Here is a 17,224-nt window from a genome sequence, read left to right on the forward strand (position 1 = left end):
AAGGCGCGGTCAGCCGGTACTCGAAGGAGGCGCCGGGAGCTGTCAGGCGTCGCCGAGCATGCGCTCCAGCACGGCGCGCTGGCCGGGCTTGGCCGCCTCGTACCGGGTGCGCCCCAGCTCGGTGATGCCGACCCGTACGCCGCGCCGGTCCTCGTCGCAGATCCCGCGGCTGACCAGGCCGTCCTTCTCCAGCCTGGCCACCAGCCGGGACAGCGCGCTCTGGCTCAGATGGACCCGGTCGGCCAGCTCCTGGACGCGGAAATTGCAGCCGCCGTCCGCCGGATCCCCGCCGGCGAGCACGTCGAGGACCTCGAAGTCGCTGGCCCCGAGACCGTGCTGATGCAGCTCACGGTCGAGTTCGCACGCCGTACGCGCGTGGACGGCGAGGATCGCCCGCCATTCCTCCACGAGCGCCCGCTCACCTTTGTCACCGGTCATCTCTGCACGGTAGCAGAGAATCGCGGCTTCATGCGCAAGCATTAAATGCACTTGCATTGAATGCATACGCATGTAAGTCTGCTCCGCATGACCTCTCCGTCCTCCACCGTCCCCGGTATCGAAGCGCGTTGGAGCGCCCGGCAGTGGGGCACCCTGCTGGTGCTCTGCGCGGCGCTGTTCCTCGACGCGCTCGACGTGTCCATGGTGGGTGTCGCCCTGCCGTCGATCGCCCACGACCTCGACCTCACCACCGCCTCGCTCCAGTGGATCGTCAGCGGCTACATCCTCGGCTACGGCGGCCTGCTGCTGCTCGGCGGACGCGCGGCCGACCTGCTCGGACGCCGCCGCGTCTTCCTGATCGCGCTCGGCGTCTTCGCAGGGGCCTCGCTGCTCGCCGGCGTCGTCGACTCCGGTGAGCTGCTCATCGCCACCCGCTTCATCAAGGGCCTGAGCGCCGCGTTCACCGCGCCCGCCGGCCTGTCGATCATCACCACCTCGTTCGCCGAGGGCCCGATCCGCAACCGGGCGCTCACCATCTACGCCTCCTGCGGCGCGACCGGCTTCTCGATGGGCCTGGTGCTCTCCGGGCTGCTCACCGAGGTGGGATGGCGCTGGACGATGCTGCTGCCCGCCCCGGTCGCCCTGATCGCCCTCGTCGTCGGCCTCAAGCTCATCCCCAGGAGCCCCCGCGAGGCCGGTGCCGGCCGCGGCTACGACCTGCCCGGCGCGCTGACCGGTACCGCCGCGATGCTGCTGCTGGTCTACACCGTCGTCGAAGCCGGGCAGAACGGGTGGGGCTCGGCCCGCACCCTGGTGTCGTTCGCCGTCGTCGCCGTCCTGCTGGCCGGGTTCATCGCGGTCGAGCGGCGCTCCGCGCACCCGCTGATCCGGCTCGGCATCCTGCGCTCCCCCAACCAGATCCGCGCCAACCTGGGCGGCGCCACCTTCATGGGGTCGTACATCGGCTTCCAGTTCCTCGTCACCCAGTACATGCAGTCCCTGCTCGGCTGGTCGGCGCTGCACACCGCGCTCGCCTTCCTGCCGGCCGGCGCGCTGGTGGCCATCGCCTCGCCCCGGATGGGACCGGTCGTCGACCGGTTCGGCACCCCGCGGGTGATCACGGCCGGCTTCGCCTCGCTCGTCCTCGGCTACGTGCTCTTCCTGCGGATCGACCTGTCGCCGAACTTCGCCCTCGACATCCTGCCGTCGATGCTGCTGCTCGGCACGGCCTTCACGCTGGCCTACTCGTCACTCAACATCCAGGCCACCAACGGGGTCCGCGACCACGAGCAGGGGATGGTCTCCGGCCTGCTCAACAGCTCCTTCCAGGTGGGCGGGGCGATCTTCCTGGCCATCGTGACCGCGGTGGTGACCTCCAGTGGCAGCGGCTCCCCCAGCTCGCCGCAGGAGGTCCTGGACACCTACCGGCCGGGGCTGGTGGTCGTCACCCTCATCGGCGTGGTGGGGCTGCTGATCACCGTCACCGGGCTGCGGAAGCGCCGCCCGTCCCGGGAGATCATCGTCGCGACGTCCGTCCCGTCGGCCGCGCCGTCCGGGGTGCCTGCCGGGGTGCCGTCCGGTGCTCCCGCCGCCGTGCCCGCCGGGGTGCTCGTGGCGGAGGCCGAGGTGCGGCCGGTGGCGGCGCGCGACTGACCGGCCGTCCGCCGCACCACCCGGGATCCGACCACCGTCCGGTCCCGCGCCACGAGGGAGGGCGCGGGGCCGGACGGCTCCCGTGTGCGGGGGGCGCGGTGCGGTCAGCCGAAGGGGCGCGGTGCGGTCGGTCGAGGGGCGCGGTGCGGTCGGTCAGGGGGGTGCGGCGCGGTCAGCCGAGCCAGCCGGGGCGGACCAGCCCGGACTCGTAGGCCAGCACGACGAGCTGGGCCCGGTCGCGGGCGCTCAGCTTGATCATGGCGCGGCTGACGTGGGTCTTGGCGGTGAGCGGGCTGACGACGAGCCTGCGGGCGATCTCCTCGTTCGACAGGCCGATGCCCACCAGCGCCATCACCTCGCGCTCCCGGTCGGTGAGGTGTTCCAGGCCCGCGACGGCCGTCGGCTCCTTCGACCGGGCCGCGAACTCCGCGATCAGGCGGCGGGTCACCCCGGGCGACAGCAACGCGTCGCCCTCCACCACCGCGCGGACCGCGCGCAGCAGTTCGGCCGGCTCGGTGTCCTTGACCAGGAAGCCGGAGGCTCCGGCCCGGATCGCCTCGAAGACGTACTCGTCCAGCTCGAACGTGGTCAGGATGACCACCTTGACGTCGTCCAGCGCCGGATCCGCGGTGATGTGCCGGGTGGCCGCCAGGCCGTCCATCCGCGGCATGCGGATGTCCATCAGGACGGCGTCCGGGGCGAGTTCGCGCACCAGGCGCAGCGCCGCCTCCCCGTCGTCGGCCTCGCCGACCACCTCGATGTCGCTCTGGGCGTCGAGCAGCGCCCGGAAGCCGGCCCGCACCAGGACCTGGTCGTCGGCGAGCAGTACGCGGATCATCGGCCCTCCTCCTCGGTGGCGACCGCCACCGTACCGGCCGCGCCGGTCGGCAGTTTCGCCAGAACGCGGAAGCCGCCGTCGGGGCGGGGCCCGGCCTCGACCGTGCCGCCCAGCGCCGCGGCCCGCTCGCGCATGCCGACCAGGCCGTTGCCGCCGCTCACGGCGGGCTCCGCCCGGGGCGACGAGGGCCCGTCGTCGTCCACGCTCAGCTCCACTCCTTCCGGTCCGTACCCCAGCCGGACGCGGGCGGTGCGGGAGGCGGAGTGCCGGACGATGTTGGTCAGCGCCTCCTGGATGATGCGGAAGGCGGCCAGGTCCGCGCCGGGCGGCAGCGGGAAGCGGGCCCCTACGGTGCTGAGGTCCACCTTGAGGCCGGCGCCGGCCGCCTGTTCCGCGAGTTCGGGCAGCCGGTCCAGGCCGGGGGCGGGCGAGCGCGGCGCGTCGCCCGGCGCCCGCAGGGTGCTGAGCACCTGCCGGACCTCGCCGAGCGCCTCCTTGCTGGCGGCCTTGATGGTGGTCAGCGCGGTGCGGGCCTGCTCGGGGTGCTCGTCCATGAGCGCAAGGGCGACCCCGGCCTGCACATTGATCACCGAGATGCTGTGCGCCAGGACGTCGTGCAGCTCCCGGGCGATCCGCAGCCGCTCCTCGCCGGCACGCCGGCTCTCCGCCTCCGCGCGCTCGCGCCGCTCGCGCGCCACCCGCTCGCTGCGCGACCTGAACAGCTCGGCTCCGGCCAGCACCGCCAGCAGCCAGGCGGCGATTCCCGACGTGGTCATCCAGGACGTGGGCCCGTCGCCCGCGGGCGGCAGCCAGCGGTACAGCCAGTGCCCGACCAGCAGCTGCTCCACGGTGTAGACCGTGCCCGCGATGATCAGTACGGCGCGGCGGTGGCCCGCGCCGATGGCGGTGAAGAAGGCGACGATCACGCTGAGGAAGACCGGCCCGTACGGATAGCCGAGGGCGAGGTAGACGGCGGCCACGGTGGTGGTGCCGGCGGCGACGAGCACCGGCAGCCGGTGGCGCAGCGGGAGCAGGGCAGGTCCCGCCAGCAGCAGGACGTAGGCCAGCGCGTCCAGGTGGACCCGGCCGCTCTGGTTCCGCGCCGCCCCGTTGGTGCCGATGAGCTGCGCGACCGCCACCATGACCGAGGAGATCCACCGGTGGCGGAGGGCGATGCCCGGGATACGGCGTCCGCGCGGCGGCTCCTGGTGCGTCATGCCGCAACGCTAGTCCGGCGGGGCGCGGCAGTCGTCCGCCTGCCGCGGTGATCGTGTCTACTCCGCCGGGAGTACGGCCGGGAGGGCGCCGGCGGGCGGGAGCCCGACCTGGGCCGCCAGCGCGCCCACCGCCTGGTCGTAGAACTCGCCGCGGGCCTCCAGCACCCGGTTGAACTGGCCGAAGAGCTCGAAGTTCAGCAGGCCGAAGAGCTGGGCCCAGCTGCCGACCAGCGCGGCGATGACCGGGATGGGCAGTTCGGGGGCGAGCTCCGCCGCCAGCCGGGCGGCGTCCGCCCGGACCGGCGCCGCCAGCGGCGATCCGGGGGGCGGGCCCAGCGTGCCGGCCGCGTGCGCCTGCCGGACCACGGCGACCAGCGTCAGCGGGAAGCGGGAGGCGGGCCCGACCGTGTCCAGCGGGGCGCTGTAGCCGGGCACCGGCGAGCCGTAGATGAGGGCGTACTCGTGCGGATGCTCCAGGGCCCAGGCGCGCACCGAGCGGCAGACCGCGAGCCAGCGGGCGTGCGGGTCCTCGGCGGCGGTGCGGGCGAGGGCGGCCTCGGCCTCCGCCCCCATGGCGTCGTACGCGTCGATGATGAGCGCGGTCAGCAGATCGTCCCGGCTCGGGAAGTACCGGTAGAGGGCTGAGGAGACCATGCCCAGCTCGCGCGCGACCGCGCGCAGGGAGAGGCGGGCCGCGCCCTCGGCGGCCAGCTGCCGTCTCGCCTCTTCCTTTATGGCGGCGGTCACTTCGATTCGGGCCCGTTCCCTGGCTCCGCGGATCACACTCATGTCGTCCAGTGTGCCATCTTCCGGAGCATCGGCCAACAACGAGAGCACTGCTCTTGTCTTTTGGCGGCGAGAGTGAGAGGCTGATCTCGAGCGAGAGCACCGCTCTCCACCATCTTCAGGGGGCACCGATCATGTCCGAACGCGACCACGTCAAGAAGCCGGGCTGGTTCACCGTCAACGTCTTCAACCGCGCGGTGGCGTGGCTGACCCGGCGCGGGCTGAGCGTCTGGGGCTCGCGGGTGCTGGCGGTCAGGGGCCGCAAGAGCGGCGAGTGGCGGCGCACCCCGGTCAACCTGCTGACGGTCGGCGAGGAGCGCTACCTCGTCGCCCCGCGCGGCCATGTGCAGTGGACGCACAACATGCGGGCCGCCGGCGGCGGGCAGCTGATCCTCGGCCGGCGGACGGAGGAGTTCACCGCCACCGAGATCGCGGACGACGACAAGCCGGTGCTGCTGCGCGCCTACCTCAAGCGGTGGAAGGCCGAGGTCGGAGTGTTCTTCGACGGTGTGGGGCCCGATTCGACGGACGAGGAGCTGCGCGCGATAGCGCACAAACACCCCGTCTTCCGGGTCACGACCGCGGGCTGACGGGCAGCCGGGGCGGGACGGCGGACGACGGGGCGGTGCGGGCCCGGCACCGGTAGGGACGAGTTCCGGTGCCGGTGGGGCCGGTGCGGGTTAGGCGGGGAAGGTCACCTGGACGGTGGTGAACCCGAGCGAGGTGAGCAGCCCCTTCAGCATCGACTGGGTGTTGGCCTCCGCGCGCTTGCTCAGTTCGGTCGCCTTGGCCGCGTCCTGGATCTTCTGCGCGGCCAGTTCGTTCAGCTGCTTCTCGTTCCCGGGGTTATTGCCCAGGAAGTCGCCGAGCCGGTCGAAGAAGCCCCGCTGCTGCGAGACCACGTAGGAGTTCTTCGGGTCGAGCGAGGTCCGCTCCAGCTCGGCGTGGGGCAGCCGGATGGTCGCGGTGGTGCGGTCGGCGGAGACGGTGACCCCGTCCTTGGCGACCTTGCCCAGGTCCACGTAGGAGTCGACGCTGCCTGCGCCGACGTACAGCGTCCGCTTGCCCTTCACCGAGTCGGGCAGGAAGTTCGCGTCCTTCTGGAGGTCCACGACCACCTGGAAGTTCCCGCTCGCGCCCTCGAAGCGGTTCATGTCCTGGATCGACTTCAGCACCACGGGACCGCTGCGGTCCTTGGTCTTCTCCCCGAACGGGTTGGGGAGCCCGGGGAGCAGGTCTGCCTTGGCGAACAGAAAGAAAAGACCGGTCAGGACCACCACGGTGGTGACCAGCTTGGCCCACCAGGGCATTCTTCCCGCACTGTCGCGCAACACCATGTTGACGGCACCTCCTGGGAAGGCTTCTTCCCAGCAAGTGCCGTTCCATGGGAGACCGTTACGAGCGGTCCATCGCCCACAGCGCGCGGCGGGCGAGCGGGTGGTTGCGGACCAGGTCTGCCAGCGTGCCCTTGCCGCGGGTGATCCCCGCGAAGGCGTGCCAGGCCGGCGGGAAGGTGGTGAGCGCGGCGTGCAGCAGACCGGGGCGCTTCTCGAACAGGGCCAGCATCCGCCGGCCCACACCCATCTCCACCCCGAGCCCGGCCTTCACCGCGAAGGCGTAGTTGAGCGCCTGCCGGCGGGCGTCGACCGCGTCGTGCGCCTCGGAGATCCGGACCGCCCACTCCCCCGCCAGCCGTCCGGAGCGCAGCGCGAACGAGATGCCCTCACGGGTCCACGGCTCCAGCAGCCCCGCCGCGTCGCCGCAGACCAGGACCCGGCCGCGGGAGAGCGGGGAGTCGTCGGAGCGGCAGCGGGTGAGGTGTCCGGAGGAGATGCTCGGCTCGAAGCCGGCCAGCCCGAGCCGGGCGATGAAGTCCTCCAGGTAGCGCTTGGTGGCGCTGCCCTCGCCGCGCGCGGAGATCACCCCGACGGTGAGGGTGTCGCCCTTGGGGAAGACCCAGCCGTAACTGCCCGGCATCGGGCCCCAGTCGATGAGCACCCGGCCGGCCCAGTCCTCGGCCACCGCGGCCGGCACCGGGATCTCGGCCTCCAGGCCGAGGTCGACCTGGTCCAGCTTGACCCCGACGTGGGCTCCTATCCGGCTGGCGCTGCCGTCGGCGCCGACCACGGCGCGGGCCAGCACGGTCGACCCGTCGCTGAGCACGACGGCGACGGTCCGCCGGTCGGGCACGGCCGGGCCGTGCTGCTCCACGCGCGAGACGGCCACCCCGGTGCGCAGCACGGCCCCGGCCTCCGTCGCCGCCCGCACCAGGGCCTCGTCGAACTCGGGCCGGTTGATCAGGCCGAACAGCATCTGCCGCGAGCGCTTGGTGCGCGTCAATCTGCCGTTGAGGCTGAACGTGACCGCGTGCACGCGGTCCCGCAGCGGAAGCTCGAAGCCGGGCGGCAGCGAGTCGCGGGAGGGGCCGATGATGCCCCCGCCGCACGTCTTGTAGCGCGGGAGTTCGGACTTCTCCAGCAGCAGCACCCTGCGGCCGGCCGTGGCCGCCGCATGGGCGGCCGAGGCGCCACCGGGGCCCGCGCCGACCACCACGACATCCCAGACCGTGTCGTCCGCCCCGCCGTCCGCCGAACCGCTGCCCTGCGCCGCTTGCTCGCTGCTCACGTGTGATTCCGCTCCCGCTCGACCCGCCGACTCTCGTCGCCCCTGCTCAGCCGCATCCTATGGCGAGAACCCGGCTCGGACCGCTGTGGCACCATCGGCAACGTCCACTTGTGCGCACGAACACACCATCACACCCGCAAGGAGCGCCCATGCAGGCCGTCCCGCTCTCCGAAACCGTCGCCTCGCTCATGCCGCGCGCCCGCGCGGAACTCGCCGAACTCGTGTCGTTCCCGTCGGTCGCCGATGAACGCCAGTTCCCCAGGAGCGGCTGCGAGAAGGCGGCCGGCTGGGTCGCCGAGGCGCTGCGGGCCGACGGCTTCCAGGACGTGGCGCTGCTCGACACCCCCGACGGCACCCAGTCGGTGTACGGCTTCCTGCCCGGACCGCAGGGCGCGCCGACGGTGCTGCTGTACGCGCACTACGACGTGCAGCCGCCGCTGGACGAGGCCGCCTGGATCTCCCCGCCCTTCGAGCTGACCGAGCGGGACGGCCGCTGGTACGGGCGCGGCGCCGCGGACTGCAAGGGCGGCCTGCTGATGCACCTGACGGCGCTGCGCGCGCTGCGGGAGCACGGCGGGGCCCCGGTGAGCGTCAAGGTCATCGTCGAGGGCTCCGAGGAGCAGGGCACCGGCGGCCTGGAGCGCTACGTCGAGGCGCACCCGGACCTGCTGACGGCCGACGCGATCGTGATCGGTGACACGGGCAACTTCCGGCTCGGGCTGCCGACGGTCACCGCAACGCTGCGCGGCATGGCCATGGTCGACGTGCGGGTCGAGACCCTCGGCGGCAATCTCCACTCGGGCCAGTTCGGCGGCGCGGCCCCGGACGCGCTCGCCGCGCTCATCCACATCCTCGGCACCCTGCGCGACGAGACCGGCGCCACCACGATCGACGGGCTGGACGGCGGCGGCAGCTGGGAGGGGCTGCAGTACCCGGAGGAGGACTTCCGCAAGGACGCCAAGGTGCTCGACGGCGTCGGCCTGATCGGCACGGGCACCGTCTCGGACCGGATCTGGGCCCGGCCGTCCGTGACCGTGCTGGGCATCGACTGCCCGCCGACGGTGGGCGCGACCCCGTCCGTCCAGGCGACCGCGGGAGCGGTGGTCAGCCTCCGGGTGCCGCCGGGCACGGACGCGCGGGAGGCCGGCGACGCGCTCATCGCGCACCTGCGCGCGGCCGCCCCGTGGGGGGCCCGGGTCGAGGTCACCCAGCGCGGCAGCGGCCAGCCGTTCCGCGCCGACACCACCAGCCCCGCGTACACCGCGATGGCCGACGCCATGCGCACCGCGTACGGGCAGGAGCTGGAGATCGCCGGCCAGGGCGGGTCGATCCCGCTGTGCAACACGCTGGCCACGCTGTACCCCGAGGCGGAGATCCTGCTGATCGGCCTGAGCGAGCCCGACGCCCAGATCCACGCGGTGAACGAGAGCGTCTCCCCGCAGGAGCTGGAGCGCCTGTCGCTGGCCGAGGCGCTGTTCCTGACGCGGTACGCGGCGTCCAAGTCCGGCTGAGCCGGCGGGGTCCCGCGCCGACCGCCGGGAGCGCCGTGACCGGCGTGACCGGCGGCTCGGGCGGGGCCCCACCGGGCCCGTCACTCGACGGACCGGCCCGCCTCCAGGTTGATCGGTATGCCGCGCTCGCGGGCGCGCAGCGCCCAGCGCAGCCGGTCCAGGCGCACCGGCGGCAGCAGGGCCGCGGCCTCGTCCTCGGTGACGAACCGCCAGCCGCGCAGTTCGGCGCCGGGCAGCAGCAGCCGGGCCGCGTCGGCGGCGGGTATGCGTCCGCCGTCGAAGAGCAGTCGCATCCCGCCGTAGCCGGGGGGCGACGGCGGCTCCCAGTCGACGACCAGCAGCCGCGGCACCACGGCGAGTTCGATGCCCAGTTCCTCGGAGACCTCGCGCAGGCCCGCCTGCGCGGGCGCCTCGCCGCGTTCGACGACGCCGCCGGGGAACTCCCAGCCCGGCTTGTAGGTCGGGTCGACGAGCAGCACCCGGTCGTGCTCGTCGAAGAGCAGCACCCCGGAGGCGACGGTCTCCGCCGTGGGTTCCGGGGTCTGCACGATGTCGCAGCGCCCCACGCCCTGGCGCAGCGCCTCGGCGATCCGCTCGGCGGTCTGCCGGGGCGTCAGCCGCGTCGTCCTGATGACGTACGCGTCGGTGCTGAGCCAGGGCAGCGCGTCCAGGTACGCGGGCAGGCCCTTCGCCGGCTGCTCCTCCGCCGCCTCCCGCAGGGCCAGACGCTCGTGCAGGATCGTTTCCCCTGGGTCGAGCAGCACATGCCGCACCACGATTCCGCGCGAGGCCAGACCGCCGAACATCTCGTCCCGGTACTCCTGCCGCAGCAGCGTCCAGGGGACGACCAGCACTCCCCCGACCTCCTGGAGCAGCGCGGCGGCGGTGTCGACCACCAGCCGCCGCCAGACCGGCAGGTCCTGGAAGTCCGTCACCTCCTGGAGCCGCTTCTCGGGCAGCAGCTGGCCCAGCCCCGTACCGACGACCTCCGGATCGTAGAGAGTGCTGCCCGGCAGTAGGTCCAGCAGTTCGCGTGCGGCGCTGGTCTTGCCCGCGCCGGACGCCCCGTTCACCCAGACGATCACGGTGCCCCCTTCTCCGTAGCCCCCTACGAATTGCCCGGATCATCGCTATCGGCAAACGCGCAGTACCGGCCATCGGCTCGCACCGGCCCCCGTCAGGGCCCTCGCGCCGCCTTCCGCACCCCGCGCCGCGCGTGCTTCACCCCTTGCTCGCGCCGAGGGTGAGGCCCGCTATGAACTGCCGCTGCAGGATCATGAAGACCACGATGGTGGGGAGCGCGACCAGGACCGACCCCGCCGCCAGCAGGTTGTAGTCGGTGAAGAACTGTCCGCGCAGGTTGTTGAGTGCCGAGGTGATCGGCAGTTTGTCGCCGGAGGACATGAAGACCAGCGCCCACAGGAAGTCGTTGTACATCCAGGTGAACTGCAAGGTGGCGAGCGCGGCCAGGGCCGGCCGGCACAGCGGCAGCGTGATGCGCCAGTACTGCGTCCACACTCCGGCGCCGTCCACGATCGCCGCCTCGATGATCTCCATCGGCAGGGTGCGCATGAAATTGGCGAGAACGAATACGCAGAACCCGGTCTGGAAGGCCACCTGAACGGCGACAACGGCCCAGTAGGAGTCGTACATCGTCATCGAGTCGGACATCCAGTACGGCAGCGGGATCCGGTTGAACAGCGCGTACAGCGGGGTCACGATCACCTGCTGCGGCAGCAGGTTGCCCGCGGTGAACATCACCAGCAGGAAGACCCGCCCCCTGAGCTGGATCCGGGACACCGAGAAGGCGACGAACGAGGCGAAGAACAGGGTGAGAAGCAGCGCCGGCACCGCGATGATCAGGGAGTTGACGAAGTACTTGCTCATCTCCCCCTCGGTGAAGGCCTGCCGGTAGTAGTCGAACGACAGGTGCCGCGGCAGCGAGAAGTACCCGTACTTCGCGGTCTCCTGGTAGGGCCGCAGGGAGGCGTAGACGGCGAGCAGCAGCGGGGCGAGGAAGGCCAGCGACACGACCATCAGGAACGTGTGGAGCCCCAGGCGCGCGGGGCGGATCCGGCGCCGCCCCGGCTGATCGCCGGTGGCGGCCTTCGCGTGCTGGGAGGGCCGGGCGGCAACGGCGGATGTCATGACTTCTTCTCCTCGCGCATCTCCTGGACCAGGTACGTCACGATGAACCCCAGCGAGATGGCGAGCAGCACCACCGCGATCGCCGAGCCGAAGCCGATCCTGCTGGCCTCGCCGATGATGTTGTCCGTGACCAGCACGCTGAGCAGTTCGAGCCCGTTGCGGCCGTGGTTGACGGCGTAGACGATGTCGAACGCCCGCAGCGCCTCGATGACGGTGATCACCGCGACGATGACGTTCACCGGCCGGAGGGTGGGCAGCACGACCCGGAAGAACGCCTGCACCTCGCCGGCCCCGTCGATCGCCGCGGCCTCCTTGAGCGCCGGGTCCACGGACTTCAGCCCGGCCAGGAAGAGGATCATCACGTAGCCGGTGTGCCGCCAGGCCGCGGCGAGCAGGATCGCCCAGATGTTCAGCGAGGGGTCGCCCAGCCAGTCGGTGGGGTTGTCGGTGTCGGCCAGCACGGCGTTGAGGGCGCCCTGGTCGCGGGAGAAGACCAGCTGCGCGATGAAGCCGACCACCGCCAGCGAGAGCACGACCGGCATGTAGAGGGTGCTCTGGTAGAAGCGGCTGAAGCGGATGTTCTTGTCCAGCAGCACCGCGAGGAGCAGCCCGAAGGGGGTGGCGACCAGCCCGAGGAACCCCAGCCACAGCAGGTTGTTGCGGGCCGCCCGCCAGAACGGCGGGTAGTTCGTGAACAGGTCGTGGTAGTTGCGGGTGCCGACCCACTGGATGCTGCCGACACCGTCCCAGCTGGTGAACGACAGCCCGACGGAGGCGAGGGTGGGGCCCCAGATGAGGCCGATCTCCAGCAGGACGGGGATACCGAGCAGCACACCGAGGACGGCGAGGTCGCGGGGGGTGAACCTCCGCGGGCCCCGCCGTCCGGCGCGCCGCGTGATGATCTGCGGCACAGCCTGTACTCCTACTCCGCGGCGAAGATGGTCTTCTTCTGCCTCTCGATGCTGTTGACCAGCCCGTCGACGTCGTCCGGCTTGTTGATGAAGGTCTGCAGGGCCGGGATCATGACGGTCGAGGCGAAGTCCGGGCGGGTGTCGCGGTCCAGGAACTGGGAGATGTGCTTGGCCCCGGCGACCAGCTCCGCCGACTTCTTCTGCAACTCGGTGTACTTGGCGGTGGAGGCACCGGAGTTGACCCCGACGTTGTTCGGGTCGCCGGCCAGGTAGGAGTCCTCGGCCGCCGGGGTGGCGAGGTACGTGAGGAAGTCCCGCGCCGCGTCCTTGTTCTTGGCCTTCTTCGACATCAGGAAGCCGTCGATGGGGGCTTCGACGGAGTCCTGGCCGTGCGCCGGGTCGATCTCGGGGAAGGGGAAGAAGTCCAGGTCCGCGTGTTCGGCCTCGGGGAACTGGGTGCCGGGGTGCGGCAGCCCGAGGACCGCCATGCCGGTCTTGCGCTGCTGCAGGCTCTGCCCCGCCTCCTGCCAGGTGCGGCCGTTGGCGCCCTTCTGGTGGTAGGGCATCAGGCTGCGCCACAGGTCGAAGACGTGCTTGACCTTGGGGTCGGTCCAGGCCTCCTTGCCCGCCATGAGCGAGGCGTGGAACTCGTAGCCGTTGGCCCGCATGTTGATGTAGTCGAACGTGCCCATGGCGGGCCAGCCGTCCTTGTCGCCGAAGGCGATCGGGGTCAGGCCGTCCTTCTGCATCTGCCGGGCGAGCGCGGTGTACTGGTCGAACGTCTTCGGCACCGCGTAGCCGTGCTGCTGGAAGACGCTTTTGCGGTGGAAGACGGCCCACGGGTAGTAGTAGTACGGCACGAAGTACTGCTTGCCGTCACGGCCGGTGGACTGGGCCTTGAGGGCGTCGGAGAAGCCCTTGAACCCCGACCACACATCGCTGATGTCGGTCAGCAGGCCCTTCTCCGCGAAGAACTGCATCCGGTTGCCGGCGAACCACATGAAGACGTCGTCCGGGCTGCCCTGCAGGTAGCGGTTGATGTTCTCCTGGAAGGTGTTGTGGTCGACGGTGTTGACCTTCACCGTCTTGCCCGACTGCTTCTGGTAGGCGTCGAAGGCCGCCTGGAACGCCGCCTTCGGCACGGCGTCCGACGCGTTGGAACCGAGCGTGACGGTCTTGCCGTCCCCGGCGGGCCCGCCGCCGCAGGCGGCGAGCAGCGAGGGCAGGGTGACCGCTCCCGCGCTGATCGCCGCTCCTCGCAGCAGACTTCGGCGGGAGATCCGATGTCCGGCCGCTGCCCTGACTGTGGGCCGACCGCTGAACGATGACTGCGCCATGTCCCCCTCCTCGTGGGTGGAACTGAACACAACCGAACGCGAGCGGTGCGATCTCACCGCCAGGCGGGGACCATGTCAAGGGTTCTGACGCGATAACGAACAACAGTTACCCGATCGCTCGCAACAAGCTTCAACAGCTTCTAACGAAAACGACCGTCATCCTCGGAGTGCCACGCAGAGTGATGCCGAGCCGGGCCGAACGCTCCGCCGACCGGCCGCACAACACGCGGCCAGTCGTCGGAGCGCTGCTCAGCTCTCCAGGGCGAACTCCGTCGAGAACTCGGTCAGCCCGAGGGCCTGGGCGGCCGCGGCCGCGGCGCCGACCAGGCCCGCGTCGGTGCCCAGCAGGGCCGGCACCACCTCGATCCCGGCGGTGAACGACAGCGTCGCGTAGCGCGCCAGGTGCGCGCGCAGCGGGCCGAAGAGCACGTCCCCCGCGCCCGCCACCCCGCCGCCGATCACCACGACCCGCACCTCGGCCAGCGTCGCCGTGGCGGCGATCCCGGCCGCCAGCGCCTGCGCGGCCCGGTCGAAGGAGGCCAGGGCGACCGGGTGGCCGGCGCGCGCGGACTGCGCGACGGCCGCCGCCGTCGGCTCGGCGCCGTCCGCCGGCACCCAGCCGTTCTCCAGCGCCCGGCGGACGATGTTCGGCCCGCTGGCCAGCCGCTCCACGCAGCCGCGCGACCCGCACGGGCAGGGGTCGCCGTCGAGGTCGACGCTGATGTGCCCGATGTGGCCGGCGTTCCCCGTGGGGCCCGGCAGCAGCGTGCCGCCGAGCACCAGCCCGCCCCCGACGCCGGTGGAGACGACCATGCACAGCGCGTCGTCGTAGCCGCGGGCGGCGCCCAGCCAGTGCTCGGCCGCCGTCATCGCGACACCGTCGCCGGTCAGGACCACCGGCAGCGCGTCCGCCGCCCGCGCCACCCGCTCGACCAGCGGGAAGTCCCGCCAGCCGGGGACGTTGACCGGGCTGACGGTTCCCCGTGAGGCGTCCACCGGTCCCGCGCTGCCGATGCCGACGGCCACCACCTGCCGCCAGCCCGCGTCCCGGCGCAGCTCACCGAGCACCTGCCCGACCGCGTCCATCACCGCTTCGGCGTCCTGCTGGGCGGGGGTCGGCCGCAGCGCGCGCACGAGCAGCCGGCCGCTCGCGTCGACCAGCGCACCGGCGATCTTCGTTCCGCCGATGTCCAGTGCGGCGATCAGCGGGCCTGCGGCGCGGTCGGTGTGCATCGGGTTCCGTTCTCCCTCTCCTGGACCGGCCCATTGGCCGGTATACCCGCACGTCGCGCGGGGTTAGGAGTAGTGTTTCTTTCGCTGACAACGTTGTCCATTCATTGCGGCAAGGAATATCGCGACAGTGACCCATACTCCGGGGCATACCCCCCGTCCCACCATGAAGGACGTCGCGGCGCGGGCCGGAGTCGGGCTCAAGACGGTCTCCCGGGTGGTCAACGAGGAACCGGGGGTCACCCCGGACACCATCCACCGGGTGCGCGAGGCGATCGACGCCCTCGGTTTCCGGCGCAACGACAGCGCCCGGCTGCTGCGCACCGGCCGGACCGCCAGCATAGGACTGGTGCTGGAGGACCTGGCCGACCCCTTCTACTCGCCGCTGAGCCGGGCCGTCGAAGAGGTGGCCCGCGCGCACTCGACGCTGCTGTTCACCGGTTCCAGCGCCGAGAACGCCGCCCGCGAGCAGGAACTGGTCCTCGCGTTCTGCGCCCGCCGGGTGGACGGCCTGGTCGTGGTCCCCGCCAGCGACGACCACCGCTACCTGGAACCGGAGATCGACGCGGGCGTCGCGACCGTCTTCGTGGACCGGCCGGCCGGCCGCATCGACGCCGACGTCGTGCTGACCGACAGCGCGGGCGGCACCCGCGAGGGCGTCGCCCACCTGATCGCGCACGGCCACCGCCGGATCGGCTTCATCGGCGACCAGCCGCGGATCCACACCGCCACCGAGCGGCTGCGCGGCTACCGCGAGGCGATGGCCGCGGCGGGGCTGCCGGTGAGCGAGGAGTGGGTCTCGATGGGCCCCACCGCACCCGACCGGGTCCGCGCCGCGCTGACCGCGATGCTGGCGGGGCCGGAACCGGTCACGGCGCTGTTCGCGGGCAACAACCGGGTCACCGTCACGGCGGTGCGGGTGCTCGCCGGCGAGGTCCGGCCGGTCGCCCTGGTGGGCTTCGACGACTTCGAACTCGCCGACCTGCTGCGCCCCGCCATCACCGTGATCGCGCAGGACGCGGTCGGACTCGGGCGGGCCGCGGCCCAGCTGCTCTTCCGCCGCCTGGACGGCGGATCGGACGGGACGCGCCGGATCGAGCTGCCCGCCCGGCTGATCGTGCGCGGCTCGGGCGAGCTCCCGCCGGCGACCTAGGCGGCCGGCCCGCGCCCGGCCAGCGCGTCCAGTTCCGCGCGGCCGAGCCCGGTGCGGGCGGTGACCTCCTCGAGGTCGACGGCGCCGCAGTCCAGGCCGCGCAGCAGGTAGCCGCTGAGCGCCCTGGCGGTGGCGGGCTCGTCCATCACGTCGCCGCCGGTCTTCGCCACGTACGCCGCGAGCCGGGCCGCCGCAGTGTCCAGCCCCTCGCGGTAGAACGCGTAGACGGCGGCGTAGCGGGTGGGCAGGTGGCCGGGGTGCATGTCCCAGCCCTGGTAGTAGGCGCGGGCCAGCGAGCGGCGGACGAGTCCGTGGTGCAGCCGCCAGGCGTCGTGCACCTGGGCGGTCGGGCCGACCGGCAGTACGTTCGTGGACCCGTCGGAGAGCCGGACGCCGGTGCCGGCCGCCGCGACCTGCATGACGGCCTTGGCGTAGTCGGCGACCGGGTGGTCCATCGACTGGTAGGCGGCGCTGACCCCGCAGGAGGCGCTGTAGTCGAAAGTGCCGTAGTGCAGTCCGGTGGCGCGGCCCTCGGCGGCGTCGATGAGCCGGGGCACGGTGGCGGTGCCGTCGGGGCCCAGGATCGACTGGGTCGTCTCGATCTGGATCTCGAAGCCGATGCGGCCCGGCGCCAGGCCGTGCGCCGCCTCGAACGCCTCGCAGAGCCGCACCATCGCGGTGACCTGCTGCGGGAAGGTCACCTTCGGCAGGGTCAGCACCAGGCCGTCGGGCAGGCCGCCGGACGCCATCAGGGTGCTGAGGAAGAGGTCCAGGGTGCGGATGCCGCGGTCGCGGACCGCCGCCTCCATGCACTTCATGCGGATGCCGAGGTACGGGGGTGCCGTGCGGTCCCCGGCGACGGCGGCGACGATCCGGGCGGCGGCCACGGCCGCCGCGTCCTCCTCGGCGTCCGGGCGCTGCCCGTAGCCGTCCTCGAAGTCGATCCGGAGGTCTTCCACGGGCTCGCGCTCCAGCTTGGCGCGCACCCGGTCGTGCACCGGTCCGGCCAGCTCGTCGCTCAGGCCGAGCACCCGCGCGAACGACTCCGCGTCCGGGGCGTGCTCGTCGAGGGCGGCCAGGGCCTGCCGGCCCCAGTCGCGCGCGGTGCCGGCGGTGAAGGCGTCGGCCGGGACGTAGACGGTGTGCACGGGCTGCCGGGTGCCCGGGTCCCCCGGGTAGCGGCGGGCCAGCTCCGCGTCGGTGGTGGCGAGCGCGGCGCCGACGCTCTCCCGTACCGCGTCCGACCAGGTCGTGCCGACCGTCTCACCGTGCGTCATGTGCCAGCCTCCCGAACTTCAACAAACCGTTGAAGGGAAGCTATCCGCGCCGTCGGACCAGGTCAACCCCCACCCGGCGGCCCCGCCCGGACGCGGGACA

Annotated in this window: 16 protein-coding genes; 4 read left to right on the forward strand and 12 right to left on the reverse strand. The window is 72.3% G+C overall.

Annotated features, from left to right (window positions below):
• Positions 1–42 precede the first annotated feature (42 nt).
• Positions 43–438, reverse strand: a complete 396-nt coding sequence (locus ABZ721_RS02900; RefSeq protein ID WP_358786769.1) for a MarR family transcriptional regulator — start codon at positions 436–438, stop codon at positions 43–45.
• Positions 439–525: 87 nt separating this feature from the next.
• Here ABZ721_RS02900 and ABZ721_RS02905 point away from each other — a divergent pair, with 87 nt between their 5' ends.
• Positions 526–2,091 carry an MFS transporter gene (locus tag ABZ721_RS02905; RefSeq protein ID WP_358786770.1) on the forward strand — a complete coding sequence of 522 codons (1,566 nt, stop codon included), beginning with the start codon at positions 526–528 and terminating at the stop codon, positions 2,089–2,091.
• A 172-nt stretch (positions 2,092–2,263) separates the two neighbouring features.
• On the opposite strand, the gene ABZ721_RS02910 is transcribed toward ABZ721_RS02905, so the two are convergent.
• The 3 genes from ABZ721_RS02910 to ABZ721_RS02920 are packed head-to-tail and all read right to left on the reverse strand — an operon-like array spanning position 2,264 to position 4,935.
• Positions 2,264–2,929 carry a response regulator transcription factor gene (locus tag ABZ721_RS02910; RefSeq protein ID WP_358786771.1) on the reverse strand — a complete coding sequence of 222 codons (666 nt, stop codon included), beginning with the start codon at positions 2,927–2,929 and terminating at the stop codon, positions 2,264–2,266.
• On the reverse strand, positions 2,926–4,146 hold the full coding sequence (locus ABZ721_RS02915) for a sensor histidine kinase (protein ID WP_358786772.1): 1,221 nt from the start codon (positions 4,144–4,146) through the stop codon (positions 2,926–2,928). The genes ABZ721_RS02910 and ABZ721_RS02915 overlap by 4 nt, the downstream gene beginning before the upstream one ends.
• Positions 4,147–4,203: 57 nt before the next feature.
• Positions 4,204–4,935 carry a TetR/AcrR family transcriptional regulator gene (locus tag ABZ721_RS02920; protein ID WP_358786773.1) on the reverse strand — a complete coding sequence of 244 codons (732 nt, stop codon included), beginning with the start codon at positions 4,933–4,935 and terminating at the stop codon, positions 4,204–4,206.
• A gap of 131 nt (positions 4,936–5,066) precedes the next feature.
• Between ABZ721_RS02920 and ABZ721_RS02925 the strand changes: the two genes are divergently transcribed.
• Complete coding sequence (locus tag ABZ721_RS02925; RefSeq protein WP_358786774.1) at positions 5,067–5,522, forward strand: nitroreductase family deazaflavin-dependent oxidoreductase; 456 nt, start codon at positions 5,067–5,069, stop codon at positions 5,520–5,522.
• Positions 5,523–5,612: 90 nt separating this feature from the next.
• On the opposite strand, the gene ABZ721_RS02930 is transcribed toward ABZ721_RS02925, so the two are convergent.
• Both ABZ721_RS02930 and ABZ721_RS02935 read right to left on the reverse strand, forming a co-directional pair.
• A complete protein-coding gene (locus tag ABZ721_RS02930; protein WP_358786775.1) occupies positions 5,613–6,269 on the reverse strand; it encodes a DUF4230 domain-containing protein in 657 nt (218 codons plus the stop codon).
• Between the two features lie 58 nt (positions 6,270–6,327).
• Positions 6,328–7,557, reverse strand: a complete 1,230-nt coding sequence (locus ABZ721_RS02935; RefSeq protein ID WP_358786776.1) for a geranylgeranyl reductase family protein — start codon at positions 7,555–7,557, stop codon at positions 6,328–6,330.
• Between the two features lie 149 nt (positions 7,558–7,706).
• Between ABZ721_RS02935 and ABZ721_RS02940 the strand changes: the two genes are divergently transcribed.
• The gene (locus tag ABZ721_RS02940; protein ID WP_358786777.1) at positions 7,707–9,068 is read left to right on the forward strand and encodes a dipeptidase; all 1,362 of its coding nucleotides are present in this window, start codon (positions 7,707–7,709) and stop codon (positions 9,066–9,068) included.
• 80 nt (positions 9,069–9,148) lie between these two features.
• On the opposite strand, the gene ABZ721_RS02945 is transcribed toward ABZ721_RS02940, so the two are convergent.
• From ABZ721_RS02945 to ABZ721_RS02965, 5 genes are all read right to left on the reverse strand, one after another.
• Positions 9,149–10,153 carry an NUDIX domain-containing protein gene (locus ABZ721_RS02945; protein ID WP_358786778.1) on the reverse strand — a complete coding sequence of 335 codons (1,005 nt, stop codon included), beginning with the start codon at positions 10,151–10,153 and terminating at the stop codon, positions 9,149–9,151.
• Between the two features lie 136 nt (positions 10,154–10,289).
• Positions 10,290–11,216 carry a carbohydrate ABC transporter permease gene (locus ABZ721_RS02950; RefSeq protein ID WP_358786779.1) on the reverse strand — a complete coding sequence of 309 codons (927 nt, stop codon included), beginning with the start codon at positions 11,214–11,216 and terminating at the stop codon, positions 10,290–10,292.
• Complete coding sequence (locus tag ABZ721_RS02955; RefSeq protein ID WP_358786780.1) at positions 11,213–12,127, reverse strand: sugar ABC transporter permease; 915 nt, start codon at positions 12,125–12,127, stop codon at positions 11,213–11,215. The genes ABZ721_RS02950 and ABZ721_RS02955 overlap by 4 nt, the downstream gene beginning before the upstream one ends.
• A gap of 11 nt (positions 12,128–12,138) precedes the next feature.
• Positions 12,139–13,464: an ABC transporter substrate-binding protein gene (locus ABZ721_RS02960; protein ID WP_358786781.1), complete on the reverse strand. Its 1,326-nt coding sequence runs from the start codon at positions 13,462–13,464 to the stop codon at positions 12,139–12,141.
• Positions 13,465–13,713: 249 nt separating this feature from the next.
• Positions 13,714–14,697 carry an ROK family protein gene (locus tag ABZ721_RS02965; protein WP_358786782.1) on the reverse strand — a complete coding sequence of 328 codons (984 nt, stop codon included), beginning with the start codon at positions 14,695–14,697 and terminating at the stop codon, positions 13,714–13,716.
• 163 nt (positions 14,698–14,860) lie between these two features.
• Between ABZ721_RS02965 and ABZ721_RS02970 the strand changes: the two genes are divergently transcribed.
• Positions 14,861–15,847 (forward strand): LacI family DNA-binding transcriptional regulator, encoded by a 987-nt coding sequence (locus tag ABZ721_RS02970; RefSeq protein WP_358786783.1) that lies wholly within the window; start codon positions 14,861–14,863, stop codon positions 15,845–15,847.
• On the opposite strand, the gene ABZ721_RS02975 is transcribed toward ABZ721_RS02970, so the two are convergent.
• Positions 15,844–17,124 carry an aldolase/citrate lyase family protein gene (locus ABZ721_RS02975; RefSeq protein WP_358786784.1) on the reverse strand — a complete coding sequence of 427 codons (1,281 nt, stop codon included), beginning with the start codon at positions 17,122–17,124 and terminating at the stop codon, positions 15,844–15,846. The genes ABZ721_RS02970 and ABZ721_RS02975 overlap by 4 nt on opposite strands.
• Positions 17,125–17,224 lie beyond the last annotated feature (100 nt).

Origin of the sequence: Streptomyces sp. NPDC006733 (assembly GCF_040636125.1) — a bacterium.
GTDB lineage: Bacteria > Actinomycetota > Actinomycetes > Streptomycetales > Streptomycetaceae > Actinacidiphila.

Coding starts and splice junctions, on each gene's coding strand:
- ABZ721_RS02900 (WP_358786769.1), bottom strand. CDS start 438: ATGACCGGTGACAAAGGTGAGCGGGCGCTCGTGGAGGAATGGCGGGCG.
- ABZ721_RS02905 (WP_358786770.1), top strand. CDS start 526: ATGACCTCTCCGTCCTCCACCGTCCCCGGTATCGAAGCGCGTTGGAGC.
- ABZ721_RS02910 (WP_358786771.1), bottom strand. CDS start 2,929: ATGATCCGCGTACTGCTCGCCGACGACCAGGTCCTGGTGCGGGCCGGC.
- ABZ721_RS02915 (WP_358786772.1), bottom strand. CDS start 4,146: ATGACGCACCAGGAGCCGCCGCGCGGACGCCGTATCCCGGGCATCGCC.
- ABZ721_RS02920 (WP_358786773.1), bottom strand. CDS start 4,935: ATGAGTGTGATCCGCGGAGCCAGGGAACGGGCCCGAATCGAAGTGACC.
- ABZ721_RS02925 (WP_358786774.1), top strand. CDS start 5,067: ATGTCCGAACGCGACCACGTCAAGAAGCCGGGCTGGTTCACCGTCAAC.
- ABZ721_RS02930 (WP_358786775.1), bottom strand. CDS start 6,269: ATGGTGTTGCGCGACAGTGCGGGAAGAATGCCCTGGTGGGCCAAGCTG.
- ABZ721_RS02940 (WP_358786777.1), top strand. CDS start 7,707: ATGCAGGCCGTCCCGCTCTCCGAAACCGTCGCCTCGCTCATGCCGCGC.
- ABZ721_RS02950 (WP_358786779.1), bottom strand. CDS start 11,216: ATGACATCCGCCGTTGCCGCCCGGCCCTCCCAGCACGCGAAGGCCGCC.
- ABZ721_RS02960 (WP_358786781.1), bottom strand. CDS start 13,464: ATGGCGCAGTCATCGTTCAGCGGTCGGCCCACAGTCAGGGCAGCGGCC.
- ABZ721_RS02965 (WP_358786782.1), bottom strand. CDS start 14,697: ATGCACACCGACCGCGCCGCAGGCCCGCTGATCGCCGCACTGGACATC.
- ABZ721_RS02970 (WP_358786783.1), top strand. CDS start 14,861: ATGAAGGACGTCGCGGCGCGGGCCGGAGTCGGGCTCAAGACGGTCTCC.
- ABZ721_RS02975 (WP_358786784.1), bottom strand. CDS start 17,124: ATGACGCACGGTGAGACGGTCGGCACGACCTGGTCGGACGCGGTACGG.